The sequence below is a fragment of the Nitratireductor sp. ATLC21 genome (assembly GCF_057196525.1).
Genome location: NZ_JBXUOU010000001.1, coordinates 1,228,145 through 1,246,308, shown reverse-complemented (window position 1 = coordinate 1,246,308; position 18,164 = coordinate 1,228,145). Strand labels below are relative to the sequence as shown.

The following is an 18,164-nucleotide window of genomic DNA, read 5'->3' as shown; positions in this document are numbered from 1 at the left end:
TGTGGCAGGTTATCCAAGTTCGTATTGAACCACGTCGATACGACCGTTGCGGAAGCCTGCCCGGCAATAGGCGAGATAGTAAAGCCACATGCGGCGAAAGCGCTCGTCGAATCCGAGTGACGAAATGGCCTCCCACCCTCGTGCGAAGCGCGCTTCCCATTCGGTCAATGTACGTGCGTAGTCCTTCCCGAAACAATATCGGTCAGCGAGTGTCAGACCGGCGTTGAGAGCGGCATCTTCGAAGGCGCGTTGAGACGGGAGCATGCCGCCGGGAAAAATATAGGTCTGGATGAAATCCGCCTTCCGTCGATAGATCTCAAAGCGACTTTCATCCACGGTGATCACCTGGATGAGAGCACGCGCACCCGGTGCCAGGAGGGCACGGACACGGTCGAAATACACAGGCCAGTTCTCCTCGCCCACGGCCTCAAACATTTCGATGGAGACAATCTTGGAGAAGGTGCCGCGGCAGTCGCGGTAGTCTTGCAGACGAGTTTCAGACCTGTCGGACAATCCGGCTTGCGCAAGTCTTTCCCGGGTAAAATTGGCCTGCTCGCGCGACAGGGTCAGTCCGGTCACGCGGCAACCCGTCTTGCGGATCGCATGTTCAGCGAAGCCTCCCCAGCCACAACCAATTTCGAGAACATGATCGTCAGGCCCGATCTTCAGGCGATCGATGATGCGATCGTATTTGGCAGCCTGGGCTTCCTCCAGGCTCTGTGTTTGCGCGTTGAAGATGGCTGACGAATAAGTCATGCTCTTGTCGAGCCACTGGCTGTAGAATTCGTTGCCGAGATCGTAGTGGAAGGCGATGTTGCGCCTGCTTCCTGCACGCGAATTGCGCCGAAGACGATGCTTCAGCACATCGAGTTTGGAGATCAGCGACGAACTTTCCAACACGGCGCGCCAGCGTGTTTCATTGGCCAGTGCCAACTCGAGAATAGCGTCCAGGTCGGGCGTTTCGATATGGCCGTCGAGAAAGGCGCGTGCAAAGCCGTTGCTGCCTCCTGTCAGGATCTGCATGAATGCCCGCCCGTTCTTGAAGTGGAGCACGGCGGTAGGTCCTGGCCGTGTTCCGGCGGCTGTATGACGCCCGCCATCGGGGAAACGCAGAGTGATTTGACCGCAATCGATGGCGTCTGCCCAACGACAGACGATGCGCTGCCACAGAGGGCTCGATGACTGAGCGTGCAGTCGTCTGGAGGCATTTTCAATATGACTCATGAGGATCTGCCTTTCGATCGGATTTGACCAGAGACTGCGTGACCCGGTGCGGGGAAGGCACGTGCCTGTGGAAGGGGACCTTTTTCAGCCAGAGGCGTACCGCCTCGAGATGGATTGCACCGGTGATCTTAAGTGTCATCAGCGGGTGGCTGAAAAGCAGTCCGAGCAATGCCTTGTCGGTTAGGTCCTGTCGTCGCCCTGCAAAGGAGGCATGCAACACCGGCGCGTTCTCCTCTGTCTCGTTGATGGCGACCAGGACATCCTCTGTCGGCGGCAGGATACGGAAGTTGTACCTGCAGTTCATTGACAGGAAGGGTGATACGTAAAGCGCCTTGTCGCAGGCATGGCGAATGCCTTTCGCGGAAAGGTTCTCCGCAGGGATCACATAGGTGTGCCGTTCGCCGAAAGTGTTGCAAACTTCGTAGAGTATAAGCCGGACATCGCCCTGTTGATCCGTGCAGAAATACACGGACAGAGGGTTGAAGACGTAGCCAAAGATCCTCGGATAGCACAGCAGGCCCACCCGCATTGTCTTGGCATCGAAACCGGCCTTTTCAATCTGAGTGTTTACCCAGCGGCGCAATCCACCCCGAGTGCCATCGCCATGATCCGTGTCGTGGAAAGAGAACACGCCGGCGCGATTGTAGCTGAAGAACCACATGTGCTCCGACAGACAAGGCAACGCATCGAGATCGAGGTACAGAGCGAAAACCCGGTAACTCAGCCGGTGCGCCTTTGGGCGGTGACGTCGATGGACGACCTGTCCGGAATATATGGCGGAATCCCAGCTCATTCTGCGGCCACAGCATCCTGACTGAACGGCAGTGGCTGGTCTTGCCGATTGGCCCGCCATGGCGGAGAGACGCCGGCCAATTGCTCTGCCACGCCCAGTCCCGAGCGGATGCCGTCTTCATGAAATCCGCTCCCGAAATAGGCACCGCAAAACCAGGTTCTGCGGGTGCCCTGAAGGCGCCAAAGCTGCTTTTGTGCCACGAGCGCTTTCGTATCGAAGAGGGGATGCGTGTAGGAGAAGGCGGCAATCTGATCTTGCTTGGGAACCGCATAGACCGGATTGAGCGTCACGAAGAGCGGATGGGCCTGATCGAGATTCTGCAAACGGTTCATCCAGTAGGTGACACAGAGCTGGGGTTCGGCGAACTGGCGCGTTGCCTCGATGTAGTTCCAACTCGACCAGACACTGCGACGCTTGGGCATGAGCCCCGTGTGCCGGTGCAGCACCGCCTCATTGGGCGTGTAGGCGAATTGGCCCAGGAGCTCATATTCATCCTGACTTGGGTCTTCGAGCATGCGCAGCGCTTGGTCCGCGTGCGTGGCAATCACGACGTCGTCAAAAATGTCGGTATGCCCAGAAGCGTCGGTCACCTCCACCCCGCGATCCCGACGTCGGATCTTCGTTACGGGCGAGGCGAGGCGCACCTCGCCGTCGAAATCTTTTAGAAGTCGCTCGACATAGTTTCGGCTGCCCCCCGTGACAGTGCGCCAACGCGGACGGTGGGTGAGTGTCAGAAGCCCGTGTCGTTCGAAGAACCCGATAAAGGCGTGGAGCGGATATTCCCGCATCTGCGCAGCTGTGGTTGACCAGATCGCTGCGCCCATGGGCAAAAGATGGTTGTTGATGAAGCTATCGCTGTAGCCCGCCCTTGCAAGAAATGAGCCGAGCGTTTCGTCCGCATTGCCGCGTTCGATCAGAATGGATGGGGCCGTGCGGTAGAAGTGCATGATGTCGGCGATCATGCGCCAGAAGAACGGACGCAGGATATTTGCTTTCTGGCCAAGCAGGCCCTTGAGGCCGGACCCGGAATATTCGAACCGGCCGCCATCCAGCGACGCCGCAAAGGACATGTCAGAGGGTTGGGTGGAAACGCCCAGATGTTCAAAAAGAGAGACGAGTTCAGGATAGTTGCGGTCATTGTAGACAATAAACCCAGTATCCACTGCGGTGAGGCCGTTGGGGGTGATCACGTCGATCGTGTTTGCGTGTCCGCCAGGGCGCTGGTCCGCCTCATAGAGGGTCACCTGGCGAGAGCGGGAAAGCAGCCAGGCAGCCGAAAGCCCGGAAATGCCGCTGCCGATGACCGCCACGCGACTGTCGGTCGGTCTGTGTTTTCGTGTCAGCAACGGGCAACCCTCCATGGATGTTATTAAGAGTTACGGACATGGAGTTCGTTTGGATCTCCCGGCATCAAAAAATTTTGCTTGTTGTGATCCGGAATGCTCTAACTGTCGTAGCTCAGGGCATGAATCTCGATCTTTGCCCCACATTGCCTGCCGAACAGGCGCTTGCAGCGTTTCGCGCCGTTCACGACATTCGGCACCACACACCAGTCTTGCGGGGTTTGATGAAGGACATCTCCAGACCAGAGCCCAAAGACGATGTTGGACGGATGATCGTCCGCGTTGGTATGAGCGGCGACATGGAGGCTTTCGAACAGATTTTCCGCGCCTACGCTCCAAGGGTGCGCGCCTTCATGATGCAGCGTGTCCGGGACCCGCAAATCTCGGAAGAACTGATGCAGGAAACGATGGTCATGATCTGGCGCAAGGCCGCGCAATTCGACCCGGTGAAAGGCTCGCCCGGTGCCTGGATATTCACCATTGCCCGCAACTTGCGCATCGACAGCTATCGTCGTAGTCGGCAACCGGACTTCGATCCGAACGATCCGGCGTTTGTACCGGAAGCGGGGCCCGCAGCCGACGATTTCGTCGAAACGCAAGACCAGGAACAAAGGCTGCATGCTGCGCTGACCGGTCTGCCTGCCGAACAGCATGACCTTCTGAAACTCGCATTCTTCGAGGAGGTTTCGCACAGCGAGATCGCGACGCGTCTCGGTCTGCCGCTGGGCACGGTGAAATCGCGCATCCGGCTCGCCTTCTCGAAACTGCGTGCGGCTCTGGGAGACCGGCCATGAAAATTCGGCACCAGGTCAGCGACGCGCTTCTTCTCGATTACGCCACCGGTGTGCTTTCGGAGGGCTGGCGCATCGCGATTGCCACCCATCTCGCTCTGTCTCCGCAGAGCCGGCGCCGCCTTGCGCTGATGGAAATGGCGGGTGGAGCTTTGGTGAGGGATCTTCCGCCTGAGCCTTCGCCGCTCGATGAGGAGCGCAGCTGGATGGCGCTCATCAGGCGGTTGGAGAACTCAAAGACGCAAGATGAGGCACCGTCGCCCGGCCCAAACCCGCAGAACGCTACCTCTGTTGTCCTGCCCGAGCCTCTGCGCTCATATGTGGGGGGAGACGTGGCATCTGTGAAATGGCGGCCGCTTGGTCGCGGTGCCTATCACCTGCCCATTGCAGTGGACGACAAGAACACCATGGTCCGGTTGCTGCGCATTCCGGCGGGCAAGCCCGTGCCTGAGCACGGGCATCGGGGCCGGGAGTTAACGCTTGTTCTTTCCGGCAGCTTTCGCGACGGCGAGGCGTTATTTGCACGAGGCGATCTGGAAGAGGCCGACGAGACCCTGCAGCATCAGCCGGTGGCGACGGAAGGCGAAGACTGCATCTGCCTTGCCGTCACCGACGCCCCGTTGAAATTCCGCAGCTGGCTGGTGCGCGCCGTGCAGCCCATCCTTGGAATTTGACGTGCGCGAATGACCAAGCATCGGAGCGTTCTATGATCTACATTATCGCCTATATCGCAACGGCCATCGTGTTTTTCGGGCTGGATTATGTCTGGCTGTCGCGTGTGGCCACTGGCTTCTATCGAGACCGCATGGGGCATCTGCTTCTGGATCAGCCAAACCTTGCTGCCGCCGGGCTTTTTTACTGCGTATATGTGGCAGGTATCGTCTACTTCGCCGTCGCCCCCGCACTTGGCAACGGTACTGCAACCAGTGCCCTTATTGCCGGTGCACTCCTCGGTCTGATTGCCTATGGAACCTATGACATGACCAATCTGGCAACGGTGAAAAACTGGTCCGTGGCGGTGACGATCGTCGATATGGCATGGGGCACTGTACTGACAGGCGCGTCGGCCTGGGCCGGCTACATGGCGACGCTGCGTCTGGCCGAGAGACTTTAGCCCCTGCACGGGGCCGCCCACGCGTCCGAGACAGCGTTTGAATGTATAAAAGCGGTTGTGAATGGTGGCAACGGAAGGCCGTCGCCACCATTCTCACAGCTAGAAATATGCTGCAGCTACCCCGTTTTCTTGGGGCATTCATCGCTTGGTTCCCAGCACCTGCTTCAACAGTGAAGTGGTTCCCGCGCTTGGGCACTTCAGCCGTACGATACGCAAAGCTGCTTTTGCTTCCCAAGGCCCTCAATGCCAAGCTCTACTACATCGCCTGCCTTGAGATAACGCTGGGGGGAGAGACCCATGCCGACGCCGGGCGGTGTGCCAGTCGAGATGATATCGCCCGGTTGCAAGGACATGAAATCGGAGAGGTAGCTGACGAGTTCCGCCACCCCAAATACCATTGTCTGGGTGGAACCAGATTGCATCATTTCACCGTTCACCGTGAGCCACATGGAAAGGTTTTGAGGATCGGCGATTTCGTCTCGGGTTACGAGCCAGGGGCCGGTAGGCCCGAAGGTGTCGCAGGATTTCCCCTTGGTCCATTGTCCCTGACGCTCGTTCTGGAAAGCGCGCTCGGAAACATCGTTAAGGACGCAATATCCGGCCACATGTTCGAGTGCATCTTCCTTGCCCACATGCTTGGCGGCTTTGCCTATGACAACACCCAGTTCCACTTCCCAGTCGGTTTTGGTTGCGCCGCGCGGGATGACGAGATCGTCGTCGGGGCCGCAGATCGCGCTGGTGGCTTTCATGAATATTATAGGCTCGGTGGGAACGGGCAGTCCTGCCTCGCGCGCATGGTCACTGTAGTTCAAGCCGATGCAGATGAACTTTCCCGTGCCTGCGACACAGGGGCCGAGCCGCTGTTTTTCCGCGATGCGGGGCAGGGAGGATGCATCGAGTGCTGCCAGAGCCGCGAGCCCTTCGGGCGAGAGCGTTTCACCGGCAATGTCCGCGATATGGTTGGAGAGATCGCGCAGATCGCCATCGCCGTCGATAAGGCCGGGCTTTTCGGCACCGGCTGCGCCAAAGCGTACTAGTTTCATCGTGTTTTCCTATGGTTTCAGATCGTCCAGCCGCCGTCGATGACATAGGCCTGGCCGGTGGTGTAGGTGGCCCCGGCCAGATGCACGACGAGATCGGCGATTTCCTCGGCAGTCCCCAGCCGCCCCATCTGTTGGCGGCCCACGAAGGCCTTGCGGGCGGCTTCGTAGTCGCCGGTCGCTTCAAGCCGCTGGCGCAGCGACGGGCTGTCCACGGTGCCTGGGCAAATCGCATTGCAGCGAATTCCGCTGCCCACATAGTCTGCGGCGACGGATTTGGTGAGCCCGATCACCGCAGCCTTGGTGAGGCCGTAGACGCATCGATTGGGCGCGCCCTTCACGCTCGATACGACCGACGCCATGTTGATGATGCTGCCGCTACCCCGGTCCAGCATGCCGGGCAGCACAGCCTTGATGGTGTGGATCATCGCCTTGACGTTGAGATCCATGGCGAGGTCGATGTCCTCATCGTTCGCCTGAAGAACGGTTCCGTTGTGAACGATGCCAGCGCAATTGAAGAGAATGTCGATCCTGCCGATCTCCGAAACCAGCGCGGCGATGGCATTCATGTCACGGACATCGAGCAGGTGCGGTTCTATGGAGCCTGTCTGCCGGGCCAATGCCGAGAGGCTTTCTTCATTGATGTCCGTGGCGTGAACCGTTGCACCGGCTTCGGTCAGGGCGTGGGCGCTTGCAAAGCCTATTCCCTGTCCCGCTGCGGTGACGAGGGCGGTCATTCCAGTGAGTGAACCCATTTTCCATCCTTCATCGTCTTGAGTGGCGGTCGTCGAAATTGACTATTGACTCGGCGCAGCCTTCGCATATGATTTAACGATAAACCTAATGCAATTCAAGCATACAATCACTATGAAGGCGACCGCACCGATGGCCACCCTGGAAACCGAACCGCAACCGACCCTGATCGAACTCAGGGAGCGCTTCTTCACTGCTCTTCTCTCAGATGTCCTGGACGATCTCGGTTACATGAACCAGGCCATGCACCACACGATCCGGCCGCTCGACAGTTCCCTGGTGATGGTCGGAAGGGCGCGTACGGCGCTTTGCATGGATGTCTATGAACGTCCTGCGCCGGGTGAAAACCCCTATGAGCTCGAAATCAAGCTCGTGGACGATTTGAAGGTAGATGAGATTCCGGTTTTTGCATGCGGAACCTCGGGGCGCATGGCGCCATGGGGTGGGCTTTTGAGCACAGCGGCAAAGTTTCGTGGCTCAGCAGGGGCGGTTATGGACGGTTTGGTGCGCGACACGCGTGAAATTCTCGCCGCGGGCTTTCCCGTTTTCCACGGCGGCATTGCGCCGCTGGATTGCAAGGGGCGCGGCAAGGTCGCGGCGCTTGACGTCGGGATCGAGTGCTCCGGTGTGAAGGTCAATAGCGGCGATCTCGTCTTCGGCGATGCCGATGGTGTCATTGTCGTGCCGCAGGAAATAGAGGCCAAGGTTCTTGAGGTTGCGCAGGAACGTCTGCGCGGCGAGCGCAATACACTGGCCGATCTCGAGGCGGGAGAACGCCTCGCAACCGTGTTCGCGAAATATGGCATCCTGTAAGTCGTCGTGACTCGCACTTGCCATAAAGCGAAACTCTCGGACGCGGCGCGAAGCGTGCTTTCGGGGGAATGCTGACAAGAAAAACAGAGGGGTAGAGTGAAATGACGCACAGAAACTCAAAAAACCGGTTGCGTGGCCTGCTGGTTGCAGGCGCAATGGCGGTCGCTGCCGGGCCGGCTCATGCTGAACTTTGCGGTCAAGTGGGGGGCGACCTGGTGATGGGTATGGAGGCCAAACTCGGGACGCTCGATCAGCATGTGAACGCCGCCAATGCGACGCGCAATGTCGCCATGAATATTTTCGAAACGCTGATGACGCGCGACGAAAATATGGCGCCAATCCTTGATCTTGCAGAATCCCTCGACGTCAGCGAGGACAAGCTGACCTACACCTTCAAGCTTCGCCCTGGTGTGAAGTTTCACAATGGCAAGCCGCTGACCTCGGCGGATGTGGCTGCCTCCTTCGACCGATACAACCGCATTGGCGTCGATCGTTCCGCGCTTGGCAGTGTCGATCGCTGGGAAACGCCGGACGATGCGACCTTTGTGATCTTTCTAAAGGAACCGCAGGCAAGCTTCCTGGAGAGCATTTCCGCATCGACAGTGCCGATCGTCATCGTTCCCTCGGAACAGGCGAGTGCGGAGGCGACCCGGCTGGAGCCCATTGGCACTGGACCTTTCCAGCTTGAGGAGTTCGTGGCCGACAGCCATGTAAAGCTGAAGCGTTACGAGGATTACAAGCCCAACGAAACGCTTGACGCCATGTCGGGCTTTGCCGGCCGCAAGCAGGCCTGTGTCGACACCGTCACCTTCCGCACGCTCGCCGAACCTGGCGCCCGCCTTGCCGCTCTCGAAACGGGCGAAGTGCATATTGTCGAGGATGTGCCGACGCTCTCCAAAGAGCGCCTTGTCGGCAATGAGGACATCGTCCAGACTCAGCTCAAACATGCTGCCCTCTGGCTGAACTATCCGAACCTCTCGGAGCCGCCGACGGACAATGTGAAGGTTCGCCAGGCGATTCAGGCAGCCATGAATCTCGATGAAATCATGGATGCGATGAGCGATGGTTCCTACAGCCTCAACCCGTCATTCCAGTTTCCCGGCCAGACCTATTACACAGAGGCCGGCAGCCAGTATTACAATCAGAACGACCCGGAGAAGGCCAAAGCCCTGCTCGAGGATGCTGGCTACAATGGCGAGGCAGTCAAACTTTTGACCACACGGGATATTCCTCGCCTCTACACGGCTGCGGTTGTCATGTCGGAGCAGTTGAAAGCGGTGGGCATCAATGCCGAACTGGTGGTTCTGGACTGGCCTACTGCGCTTGGCATGAGCGTGAACGAGACGGAAGGCTGGAACTTCTTCTTCACGGGCTGGATCACGGTCACCGCTCAGGGCGGCGCCCAGTCGCTGCGCAACCTTGCCGATCCGTCCAATGTGCACAAGCCGAAGGACAACAAGTCCGACGCCGAGTTCATGAAGGAGTTTCAGATTTTGAGCACGAGTCCTGATTTGGAAGAGCGCAAAGCCGCTTTCGCCAAGGCTCAGGAGCGAGTGTTCGAGCAAGTGATGGCGATTCCCTTCGGCGTGACGCCGAAGAACCAGGCGACGCGTGCCAATGTGAAGGGCTATGTGCCATTCTTCAACACGCGGGTCTCTAATGTCTGGTTGGCCGAATAGCCAGCCATTCCGACCCATGTTCCGTCATGTATGAACCGGCACGGAAACGTTTGGAGGTCACATGCTTGCTTACACGCTGAGGCGCATAGCCCAGGCCGTGCCGATTCTTCTGCTCGTCAGCCTGATCTCCTTCGGGATCATGCAGCTGGTACCCGGGGATCCCGCCGCCGTTCTGGCGGGCCCCAACGCCACGCCTGACGAACTCATCAAACTGCGGCAGACACTGGGGCTCGACAAATCCCTTCTGTCGCAGATCATGATCTTTTACGGCAACCTGTTCCAGGGCGATCTCGGCTACTCCATTATTCTGGGAGAGCCGGTCCTGAAGGTGGTACTGGAGCGTTCTCCCATCAGCATATCGCTCGCGCTCTATTCGCTCGCGCTGACAGTCATCCTCGGGCTTTCCATCGGGGTCATTGCAGCGATGAAACACAATCGCTGGATCGATCAGGCAGCGATGACCTTTGCACTGATCGGGGTTTCCGTCCCCAATTTCTGGCTGGGACTTGTGATGATTGTCCTGTTTTCGGTGCATCTTGGTTGGCTGCCAACGGGCGGCTATGTGCCTTTCTTTGAAGACCCGGTTGGCTGGTTTCTCGCCGCAACCATGCCGGCGGTTTCGCTGGCAATGATGCAGATCGGACTGCTCGCCCGTCTGACCCGCTCTACCATGTTGGAAGTGCTGGGCCAGGATTATATTCGCACGGCCCGCGCCAAGGGTGCGAGCGAGCCACGGGTGATCATCAAGCACGCGATGAGCAATGTGCTGATCCCTGTCGTTACCGTGCTCGGAATGATCCTCTCGGTGCTTCTTTCCGGTTCGGTGATTGTTGAGACGATTTTCGCGGTTCCGGGGATCGGAGCGCTTCTCGGTAATGCGATCCTTGGACGGGATTATCCCATGATCCAGGGAGGTCTCATTTTCGTGGCGGCGGTTCTTCTGATCCTGAACATCGTTGTCGATGTGCTCTATGCCTGGCTCGATCCAAGGGTGCGCGTCCAATGAGCCATCTCGAAATCTCCAACAATCCGAGCGCGCTGCCTTTCCTGCGCCGGTTCCTTGGGGGGCGGCGTGTGCGCCGCCTCATCCGGCATCGATCCTTCATGATCGGGTTGTGGTTATGTCTTTTCGTGACGGCCATAGCCATTCTCGCTCCGATAATCTCAGCGGTCGATCCGAACAAGATGGCCATCCGTTCACGTTTCCAGCCGCCGTCTCTCGAGTTCCTTCTCGGCACAGACAATCTGGGGCGTGACCTTTTCAGTCGGGTGGCGTGGGGCGCGCGTCTGAGCCTTGCCATCGGTCTGGGCGTGGTTCTCCTCAATGCCGTGTTCGGCGTAATCCTTGGGGCGCTTGCGGGTTACTTCCGGCGTCTAGACGGTATTCTCATGCGTCTTTCGGATGCGCTCATGGCCTTTCCGTCGGTGCTGCTTGCCATCGGAATTGCCGCGGCGATGGGAGCGTCGGCCATGACGGCGGTGATCTCGCTGGCGGTCGTCTATATTCCACGCACGGCGCGTATCCTGCGCGCTTCGGTTCTGCAGGTGAATGAGCTCGAATTCGTCAATGCGGCGCGAGCGGCGGGTGCGGGCGACTTCCATATCTTACGGCGTCATATCCTGCCCAATTGCATGGCACCTCTGGTGGTGCAGCTCAGTTTCGTCTTCGCCTATGCGATTCTCTCGGAAGCAGTGCTCAGTTTTCTCGGGCTCGGGGCGGCGCCCACCGATCCCAGTTGGGGCATCATGATCTCCGAAGGCCGCAGTTATATCCGAGAAGCGCCCTGGATGACCATCATCCCGGGTATGGCGATCGCCATCACGGTGCTTGGCCTGAACCTTCTGGGGGATGGCTTGCGCGACGTACTCGACCCTCGCGTGAAGATGGAGCACTGACGATGCAAAAAAATCCAATTCTGCGCGTTGAGGGACTGCGCACCACGTTCACGAGTGACGATGGTGAGGTGGTCGCGGTGGATGATGTCAGCTTCGACGTAAACGAAGGCGAGATCGTTGGCCTTATCGGCGAGAGCGGCTCCGGCAAGAGCGTCACTGCGCTCGCCGTAATGGGGCTTTTGCCGAAGAGTACATCGCACGTTACTGCAGAGCGAATCATGTTCGATGGTCGCGACCTTGCGCACGCTTCCGAGCGGGAGTTGCGGCGGTTGCGCGGGGGCTCCATCGGTATGATCTTTCAGGAACCGATGAGTTCGCTCAATCCGGTTCTGAAGATCGGCGATCAGCTCATCGAGCCGATCCGTATTCACGAACGCATAAGCTACCGTGCAGCCTTCGACCGGGGGGTGGAGCTTCTAACCAAGGTCGGCATTCCGTCGCCTGTGCAACGCATGAATGATTATCCGCATCAGCTTTCGGGCGGTATGCGGCAACGGGTCATGATCGCCATTGCCCTGTCTTGCTCTCCCAAGCTGCTTCTTGCCGATGAGCCCACCACGGCGCTCGACGTGACCATTCAGGCCCAGCTCCTCGACCTTCTTCTGGAAATCCAGGCCGAGACAAAGATGGCGATCGTGCTGATCACGCACAGCATGGGGGTCATTGCTGAATGCGCCGACAAGGTGGTGGTCATGTATTCCGGCCGAATCGCGGAACAGGGCCCGGTCACGGAAATATTCGACAGGCCGGGGCATCCCTACACGAAAGGTCTCATGCAGTGTACGCCGGAACTGACCGGAAATTCCCGTCGATTGACCACCATACCGGGTACGCTGCCAAGCCTCAGCGCGCTGCCACCCGGCTGTCGTTTCGCGCCGCGCTGTGACCTCGCACAACCGGACTGCGTGGCCGGTAGACCGCCCATGATCGCTATAGGAAAGGAACATGCTTCTGCCTGTATCCGGGCGGATGAAATCGTCGCCTCGGCAGCACAACCAGAGGGAGCCGAGGTATGAGCAAAGCACCGCTTCTATCCGTTCGGGATCTTTCCAAATATTTCACCATCCGCAGCCCTTTCAGGGGCACGACCGTTGGCACAGTGCAAGCGGTCAATCGGGTGAGTTTCGATATCGGCGAGGGAGAAACGCTCGGGCTCGTTGGAGAATCCGGTTGCGGAAAATCCACGACCGGGCGGCTGCTTCTGCGTCTTATCGAACCGGACCGCGGGGAGGTCCTTTTCGAGGGGAGGGACCTCTTGAAGCTTGATGCCGGTGAACTCAAGGCCATCCGCAAGTCGATTCAGATCGTCTTCCAGGATCCGTTCAGTTCCCTCAACCCCCGTATGACGGTCGAAGACATTATCACCGAGCCGCTCTATGTGCAGGGAGGCATGACGCGACATGACATGCGCGACCGTGCCCGTATGCTGCTTGAGCGGGTGGGGCTCAATGCGGCGCATATCACGCGTTACCCGCATGAATTTTCGGGCGGGCAGCGGCAGCGGATCGGTATCGCGCGCGCTCTTGCGGCAGACCCGCGCTTCATCGTCTGCGACGAGGCGGTCTCGGCGCTGGATGTCTCGGTGCAGGCGCAGGTCATCAATCTGCTGCAGGATCTTCAGGAGGAATTCAACCTTTCCTACCTGTTCATCGCGCATGATCTTTCGGTCGTGCGACATATCTCGGACCGGGTTGCCGTCATGTATCTTGGTGAGGTGGTGGAGATCGCGGGAAAGGATGCGCTCTACGCCTCTCCACGTCATCCCTATACAAAGGCGCTTCTGGAGGCGATTCCGGTTGCTCATCCACGTCTCCGGGGCAAGCGTGCGCGCCTTGGCGGTGAGGTATCCAGCGCTCTCAACCCGCCTCCGGGATGCCGCTTCAGCCAACGCTGTCCTTTCGCACAAGACGTTTGCCGAAGAGAGGCGCCGGCGCTCAGGGAGTTGGGCGAGCGCCATCAGGTAGCGTGTCATTTTGCAGAGGAATTACAGGCCGTCGCAGCCTGAAAACCAATTCCGCTGCCATGACCGGAAGATCATCAGGGCCGTTGCGCCAATCTCGCGAGAAACGAAATGACCAGCAAAAAAGATCCGTTGCGTTCCACCGAATGGTTTGGAGGGCATGAAAAGGGAGCCTTCATTCACCGAAGCTGGATGAAAAACCAAGGCTTTCCTCAGCATCTTTTCGACGGCAGGCCTGTCATCGGCATCTGCAATTCATGGTCGGAACTGACCCCTTGCAACGGTCAACTGCGCGATTTGGCCGAACATGTGCGACGCGGCATATTCGAGGCAGGCGGTTTTCCCGTCGAGTTCCCGGTGATGTCGCTGGGTGAATCAAATATGCGCCCGACCGCCATGATGTTCCGCAACCTGGCGGCGATCGAGGTGGAAGAAAGCATTCGCGCGAATCCCATCGACGGGGTGGTTCTTTTGGCGGGCTGCGACAAGACCACACCGGCTCTTCTAATGGGGGCAGCGAGTTGCAACCTGCCGACGCTGCTGGTTTCTGCCGGCCCCATGCTGAGCGGCAGTTTCAACGGAGAGGTCCTGGGATCGGGAACGGACGTCTGGCGTCTCAGCGAGGAGATGCGGGCCGGAACCATCTCGCCAGACCAGTTTTCGGCGGCGGAGGCCGCCATGAGCCGGTCGCCCGGCACCTGCAACACGATGGGCACCGCCTCCACGATGGCCTGCCTTTCGGAAGCAATGGGGATCACGCTTCCAGGAAACGCTGCCATCCCTTCTGTGGATGCGCGGCGGCGCGTACTGGCGTTCATGAGCGGCAGGCGCATTGTCGAGATGGTTCACCAGGGACTGGGCATGTCGCAAATCCTGACGCGCGAGGCGTTCGAAAATGCAATCTGCGCAAACGCTGCAATCGGTGGATCGACCAATGCGGTTATCCATTTGCAGGCATTGGCGGGGCGGGTCGAGGTGCCATTCTCGCTCGATGACTGGAACCGCATTGGCCGCAACATTCCGACCATTGTCGATCTGATGCCTTCGGGCCGCTTTCTGATGGAAGACTTCTTCAATGCCGGGGGCATGCAGGCAGTGCTCAGAAGGCTTCTCGATGCGGAGCGTCTTCACGCGGATTGCCTCACGGTGAATGGCCGTACGATTGCCGAGAACAACAGCGCGATCCGGGTGCTCAATGAAGAGGTCATTCGTCCCTTTTCCGAACCGCTTACCGCGGATGGGGGGATCGTGGTGCTGCGAGGCAATCTGGCTCCCAATGGGGCGATTATGAAGCCTTCGGCCGCGACGGCGTCGTTGATGACGCACCGCGGCGCGGCGGTGGTGTTCGAGGACATCGATGACTACCACGCAAGGATCGATGATCCCGCACTCGACGTCGACGAAACCAGCGTTCTCGTACTGAAGAATTGCGGTCCGCGCGGGTATCCGGGCATGCCGGAGGTGGGGAACATGGGGCTGCCCCGCAAGCTGCTTCAGAAAGGCGTGACTGACATGGTGCGCATATCCGATGCGCGAATGAGCGGCACGGCCTATGGCACGGTCATCCTCCATGTATCACCGGAGGCGGCTATCGGCGGCCCCCTCGCGCTGGTGGAAAACGGTGACATGATTTCCATTGATGCATCGACAAACGCCATAGTGCTTGAAGTGCCGGACGAGGAGCTTGCCCGTCGCAAGGCAGATTGGGTGCCGGCCGCGCCGCCCGCCAGCGGGTTCGAGCGGATGTTTTCCAATCACATCTTGCAGGCGGATGAAGGGTGCGATTTCGAGCTTCTCAAGGGTCGGCGCGGGGCCGTGGTGGCGCGGGATTACGTATGATGAAGGAGGGAACCTTGTTGAAATGTGGAGCGGGACGCGCGGACATGACGCCGCCGGTGGGCATCCCTCATATCCTGTGGGGGGCGCGTACCGTTGATCTGGCCGAGAGCATTCACCTGCCGCTGCATGCGACAGCACTTTGCCTTGAAAACGACGGAACGAAAATTCTGGTCTGCGATCTCGATCTGACGGGATTGCCGACGCGTGTCTGTGATGAACTGCGTTCGGAAATCGAGCGTGAAACCGGCGTTCCGGCTGCTCACGTTTCGATAGGGGCAACGCACACACACAGCGCGCCCGTCTGGGATGCGGAGACGACCAATGGTCTGTCGCCGGACATGCCCGGAATGAAGCTGATGCCATCATGGCGCGAAAAGTGCCGGAACGCTGTTCTTTCAGCTTGCCGCACGGCGGTGGAAAGCCTGCAGCCGGCGCGCATCGCCTCTGGTTATGGCACAAGCGAGGTCACGCTGAACCGGCGTTTCTCCACGCCGGAGGGACGGATGGTGGTCAGCCCGCATCAGGGCGGGTTGCGCGACACCACGATAGCGCTCCTGCGTTTCGACGATCTCGACGGCAATACGATCGCAAGCGTGGTGGGTTACGGCACGCATCCAATCGTGCTCGCTCACCAGAATACGGCGATCAGCGCCGAGTTTCCGGGAGCTCTGAAAGAAGGTGTCGAGAAGCTCGTCGGCGGTATCTGTCTGTTCCTGCAAGGCAGTGCGGGTGATCAAATCCCGTTCGAGGCCCTGAGCGGCGATGTCCGGCTTGCCGAGCGGATCGGCAACCGGATCGCGGCAGATGCAGCCGCCACGCTCACCGCGATGTCTCCGATGAACTACCGCATGGAATACAGCCATGTGGTGGAATCGGGTGCGCCGCTCGGCGTTCAGAAGAAGACGGTGCTTGCCGACAACCCCGCGACAATCCGCGTTGCCGAAACCGTGGCCGAGCTGCCCGTCAAGCCGTTCGAGTCCATCGACGTTCTTGAAGAACGCGCGGCCGCGACCAAGGCGGAGCTCCACGCGTTGAAGAATGAAGGCGTGGACCATGACACGCTTGCCGATATTCATTTCCGGGCACGGCGCGACGATATCATGCTCGTCATGGCCCGGCGCGTTCAGGGCGTTTCGACGGTGCCCATTCCGATACGCGCCCTGCGCATCGGCGATGCGGTTCTGGTGTCGGCTCCGATGGAGATCTTTTCTGCCACGGGACTAGCCATCCGGGAAGCGTCGCCCTTCGGGATGACTTTCGTAGGAGGGTATACAAACGGGACCGAGGGGTATTTGCCACCAGCCGATTGCTATGCTGAAGGCGGCTATGAGGTGGAGCTTGCTTGCTATGTTTCGAAGGATGCAGAAGCCGTTTTCCGGCAATCTGCGATCGAACTGGTGAAAGCACTTTACACGGAGTGAAGGCGCTGAAGTGCCGAGAGTGGCACCCGGGAGAGCAAATAAACGCATTTACCGATGCTGAAGCTTTCAGTTGTCCACAGTCTCCAGACCCGCCAGGCCGCAATTCGGCGTATATCAATCACAGCAGCTTGTAGGGCCGCTGTGACGGGGCAATTGGGTCGAACGCGATATGGCCAAGAAGTCCGCCGTGGGGCGGTCGTCAAAACCGAGCCTTAAGGACGTGGCAAAACTCGCCAATGTCTCCGTGATGACGGTCTCCAATGTCATCAATGGACGCATGGCGCGTGTCGGCGACGAGGTGGCGGCTCGGGTGCGCGAAGCTATCCGCGAACTCAATTATCGCCCTCAGCGCAGTGGCCGCAGCTTGCGGCTGCAAAAGGAATTCGCGCTTGGACTGACGGTATTGCATCCTGATCGGCGTTTTCTCGACGATCCATACATCACCCAGGTTGCAGCGGGGATGAGCAATTATCTCGCTACCATCGGCTATAGCCTCATGGTGAACGGGTTGCGCAACCTCGAAGCTCTCAACACGTTGATGGAGCGCAGCTTCGGCTATGACGGTTTTGCGGTGATGGTCTCAGGTGAGCGTGAGCAGAGGGTGCAGGTCTATAAAAAACTCGCACAGCTCAAGCTGCCGATGGTCGTCATCCAGGACGCTCCACCATCTGATCTGCCTGAAGTCTCTTCGGTCTGTCAGGATGATGGTGTAGGGGCGGGGATGCTTGTCGAGCGCCTGATCAGCAAGCGAGCCAAGCGAATTTTGTTTGCCGCTTCCCGCCAGGTCTGGCCGGCTATGGAGAGACGGGCAGCCGCCGCCGTTGCCGCTGCGGGAAAGCGGGCACATATCGATCACCTGTCGTGCAGCGAAGATGATTTCGAATTGTCTATCCGCCAGATCGAAGCCTGGTTGCGAAGTCATCCTAACACCGACGCCGTTATGGGTGGCAACGACCAGCTTGGCCTTGCGGCGATGCAGGCTGCGGAGCGATGCGGTCTTTCCGTGCCGGCGGAACTGATGGTGACCGGCTATAACGCCTTCCTTTTCCAGAAATTCTCCAAGCCCACCCTGTGCAGCGTTTCCTCGCCTGCTTACGAAATCGGCCAGGAGGTCAGCAAGATGCTGATCGACCTGATCAATGGAGATGGGGGCGAGGCTCAGCATCTTCTGATGCCAGTAAGTATCGTCGAGGGCGGCTCCATCGGCTGATCTGAAATACATGCCCGACGATATTTGTTGGCTCTTATAGAGAGTGGTTTGAGTTGCTTTCCGAGAAGGAAAAAGGTGAAGGAATCCATACGAACCAAGAAAGAATAACGTTCTGTTTGGCTAAAAAGCTAGGAAGTCGCGGCCTTGGGTATCAGAGGCACATCTTCTCGGTACGTAGCGCACAGTGAGAGACAATTGCTTCTTGGGGCCGGTTAATACCGCTCGTCGGGTCGGAGTGGCCCCCTGCATGAACTGGTAGCGGAGGAGGGTTGCCGTCAATCCCCACAC

Annotated in this window: 17 protein-coding genes; 12 read left to right on the top strand and 5 right to left on the bottom strand. The window is 58.9% G+C overall.

Annotation, left to right across the window (positions count from 1 at the left end):
- Positions 1–9: 9 nt before the first annotated feature.
- The 3 genes from AC2CHD_RS06115 to AC2CHD_RS06105 are packed head-to-tail and all read right to left on the bottom strand — an operon-like array spanning position 10 to position 3,360.
- Positions 10–1,224 (bottom strand): class I SAM-dependent methyltransferase, encoded by a 1,215-nt coding sequence (locus tag AC2CHD_RS06115; RefSeq protein WP_484552938.1) that lies wholly within the window; start codon positions 1,222–1,224, stop codon positions 10–12.
- Complete coding sequence (locus tag AC2CHD_RS06110) at positions 1,211–2,017, bottom strand: DUF1365 domain-containing protein (protein WP_229448564.1); 807 nt, start codon at positions 2,015–2,017, stop codon at positions 1,211–1,213. The genes AC2CHD_RS06115 and AC2CHD_RS06110 overlap by 14 nt, the downstream gene beginning before the upstream one ends.
- A complete protein-coding gene (locus tag AC2CHD_RS06105; RefSeq protein ID WP_484553229.1) occupies positions 2,014–3,360 on the bottom strand; it encodes an NAD(P)/FAD-dependent oxidoreductase in 1,347 nt (448 codons plus the stop codon). The genes AC2CHD_RS06110 and AC2CHD_RS06105 overlap by 4 nt, the downstream gene beginning before the upstream one ends.
- A 122-nt stretch (positions 3,361–3,482) precedes the next feature.
- Here AC2CHD_RS06105 and AC2CHD_RS06100 point away from each other — a divergent pair, with 122 nt between their 5' ends.
- From AC2CHD_RS06100 to AC2CHD_RS06090, 3 genes are read left to right on the top strand one after another with little or no spacing between them, the layout of a single operon-like run.
- Positions 3,483–4,154 carry a sigma-70 family RNA polymerase sigma factor gene (locus AC2CHD_RS06100; RefSeq protein ID WP_484552937.1) on the top strand — a complete coding sequence of 224 codons (672 nt, stop codon included), beginning with the start codon at positions 3,483–3,485 and terminating at the stop codon, positions 4,152–4,154.
- Positions 4,151–4,825: a ChrR family anti-sigma-E factor gene (locus tag AC2CHD_RS06095; protein WP_484552936.1), complete on the top strand. Its 675-nt coding sequence runs from the start codon at positions 4,151–4,153 to the stop codon at positions 4,823–4,825. The genes AC2CHD_RS06100 and AC2CHD_RS06095 overlap by 4 nt, the downstream gene beginning before the upstream one ends.
- A 32-nt stretch (positions 4,826–4,857) precedes the next feature.
- Entirely contained in the window at positions 4,858–5,265 is a 408-nt protein-coding gene (locus AC2CHD_RS06090) for a DUF2177 family protein (RefSeq protein ID WP_484552935.1), read from the top strand.
- Between the two features lie 197 nt (positions 5,266–5,462).
- On the opposite strand, the gene AC2CHD_RS06085 is transcribed toward AC2CHD_RS06090, so the two are convergent.
- Both AC2CHD_RS06085 and AC2CHD_RS06080 read right to left on the bottom strand, forming a co-directional pair.
- Entirely contained in the window at positions 5,463–6,308 is an 846-nt protein-coding gene (locus AC2CHD_RS06085; protein ID WP_484552934.1) for a fumarylacetoacetate hydrolase family protein, read from the bottom strand.
- A 17-nt stretch (positions 6,309–6,325) separates the two neighbouring features.
- Positions 6,326–7,060, bottom strand: a complete 735-nt coding sequence (locus AC2CHD_RS06080) for an SDR family oxidoreductase (RefSeq protein WP_484552933.1) — start codon at positions 7,058–7,060, stop codon at positions 6,326–6,328.
- A 130-nt stretch (positions 7,061–7,190) separates the two neighbouring features.
- Between AC2CHD_RS06080 and AC2CHD_RS06075 the strand changes: the two genes are divergently transcribed.
- The 9 genes from AC2CHD_RS06075 (at position 7,191) to AC2CHD_RS06035 (ending at position 17,876) form a co-directional block, all read left to right on the top strand.
- The gene (locus tag AC2CHD_RS06075) at positions 7,191–7,871 is read left to right on the top strand and encodes an RraA family protein (RefSeq protein ID WP_484552932.1); all 681 of its coding nucleotides are present in this window, start codon (positions 7,191–7,193) and stop codon (positions 7,869–7,871) included.
- Between the two features lie 101 nt (positions 7,872–7,972).
- The gene (locus tag AC2CHD_RS06070; RefSeq protein WP_484552931.1) at positions 7,973–9,550 is read left to right on the top strand and encodes an ABC transporter substrate-binding protein; all 1,578 of its coding nucleotides are present in this window, start codon (positions 7,973–7,975) and stop codon (positions 9,548–9,550) included.
- A gap of 61 nt (positions 9,551–9,611) precedes the next feature.
- Positions 9,612–10,556 (top strand): ABC transporter permease, encoded by a 945-nt coding sequence (locus AC2CHD_RS06065; RefSeq protein ID WP_484552930.1) that lies wholly within the window; start codon positions 9,612–9,614, stop codon positions 10,554–10,556.
- The gene (locus AC2CHD_RS06060; RefSeq protein WP_484552929.1) at positions 10,553–11,446 is read left to right on the top strand and encodes an ABC transporter permease; all 894 of its coding nucleotides are present in this window, start codon (positions 10,553–10,555) and stop codon (positions 11,444–11,446) included. The genes AC2CHD_RS06065 and AC2CHD_RS06060 overlap by 4 nt, the downstream gene beginning before the upstream one ends.
- Before the next feature lie 2 nt (positions 11,447–11,448).
- Positions 11,449–12,462 carry an ABC transporter ATP-binding protein gene (locus AC2CHD_RS06055; RefSeq protein WP_484552928.1) on the top strand — a complete coding sequence of 338 codons (1,014 nt, stop codon included), beginning with the start codon at positions 11,449–11,451 and terminating at the stop codon, positions 12,460–12,462.
- Positions 12,459–13,451, top strand: a complete 993-nt coding sequence (locus AC2CHD_RS06050; protein WP_223021320.1) for an ABC transporter ATP-binding protein — start codon at positions 12,459–12,461, stop codon at positions 13,449–13,451. The genes AC2CHD_RS06055 and AC2CHD_RS06050 overlap by 4 nt, the downstream gene beginning before the upstream one ends.
- A 66-nt stretch (positions 13,452–13,517) precedes the next feature.
- Positions 13,518–15,245 carry an IlvD/Edd family dehydratase gene (locus AC2CHD_RS06045; RefSeq protein ID WP_484552927.1) on the top strand — a complete coding sequence of 576 codons (1,728 nt, stop codon included), beginning with the start codon at positions 13,518–13,520 and terminating at the stop codon, positions 15,243–15,245.
- Positions 15,242–16,666: a neutral/alkaline non-lysosomal ceramidase N-terminal domain-containing protein gene (locus tag AC2CHD_RS06040; protein ID WP_484552926.1), complete on the top strand. Its 1,425-nt coding sequence runs from the start codon at positions 15,242–15,244 to the stop codon at positions 16,664–16,666. Before AC2CHD_RS06045 ends, AC2CHD_RS06040 begins: the two co-directional genes overlap by 4 nt.
- Before the next feature lie 169 nt (positions 16,667–16,835).
- Complete coding sequence (locus tag AC2CHD_RS06035; protein WP_484552925.1) at positions 16,836–17,876, top strand: LacI family DNA-binding transcriptional regulator; 1,041 nt, start codon at positions 16,836–16,838, stop codon at positions 17,874–17,876.
- Positions 17,877–18,164 lie beyond the last annotated feature (288 nt).

Bases quoted from the DNA above. Each gene is read 5' to 3' on its own strand.
- AC2CHD_RS06110 (WP_229448564.1), bottom strand. From the start codon at position 2,017: ATGAGCTGGGATTCCGCCATATATTCCGGACAGGTCGTCCATCGACGT.
- AC2CHD_RS06060 (WP_484552929.1), top strand. From the start codon at position 10,553: ATGAGCCATCTCGAAATCTCCAACAATCCGAGCGCGCTGCCTTTCCTG.
- AC2CHD_RS06090 (WP_484552935.1), top strand. From the start codon at position 4,858: ATGATCTACATTATCGCCTATATCGCAACGGCCATCGTGTTTTTCGGG.
- AC2CHD_RS06040 (WP_484552926.1), top strand. From the start codon at position 15,242: ATGATGAAGGAGGGAACCTTGTTGAAATGTGGAGCGGGACGCGCGGAC.
- AC2CHD_RS06085 (WP_484552934.1), bottom strand. From the start codon at position 6,308: ATGAAACTAGTACGCTTTGGCGCAGCCGGTGCCGAAAAGCCCGGCCTT.
- AC2CHD_RS06065 (WP_484552930.1), top strand. From the start codon at position 9,612: ATGCTTGCTTACACGCTGAGGCGCATAGCCCAGGCCGTGCCGATTCTT.
- AC2CHD_RS06055 (WP_484552928.1), top strand. From the start codon at position 11,449: ATGCAAAAAAATCCAATTCTGCGCGTTGAGGGACTGCGCACCACGTTC.
- AC2CHD_RS06050 (WP_223021320.1), top strand. From the start codon at position 12,459: ATGAGCAAAGCACCGCTTCTATCCGTTCGGGATCTTTCCAAATATTTC.
- AC2CHD_RS06115 (WP_484552938.1), bottom strand. From the start codon at position 1,224: ATGAGTCATATTGAAAATGCCTCCAGACGACTGCACGCTCAGTCATCG.
- AC2CHD_RS06035 (WP_484552925.1), top strand. From the start codon at position 16,836: ATGGCCAAGAAGTCCGCCGTGGGGCGGTCGTCAAAACCGAGCCTTAAG.
- AC2CHD_RS06045 (WP_484552927.1), top strand. From the start codon at position 13,518: ATGACCAGCAAAAAAGATCCGTTGCGTTCCACCGAATGGTTTGGAGGG.
- AC2CHD_RS06080 (WP_484552933.1), bottom strand. From the start codon at position 7,060: ATGGGTTCACTCACTGGAATGACCGCCCTCGTCACCGCAGCGGGACAG.
- AC2CHD_RS06070 (WP_484552931.1), top strand. From the start codon at position 7,973: ATGACGCACAGAAACTCAAAAAACCGGTTGCGTGGCCTGCTGGTTGCA.
- AC2CHD_RS06100 (WP_484552937.1), top strand. From the start codon at position 3,483: ATGAATCTCGATCTTTGCCCCACATTGCCTGCCGAACAGGCGCTTGCA.
- AC2CHD_RS06095 (WP_484552936.1), top strand. From the start codon at position 4,151: ATGAAAATTCGGCACCAGGTCAGCGACGCGCTTCTTCTCGATTACGCC.
- AC2CHD_RS06075 (WP_484552932.1), top strand. From the start codon at position 7,191: ATGGCCACCCTGGAAACCGAACCGCAACCGACCCTGATCGAACTCAGG.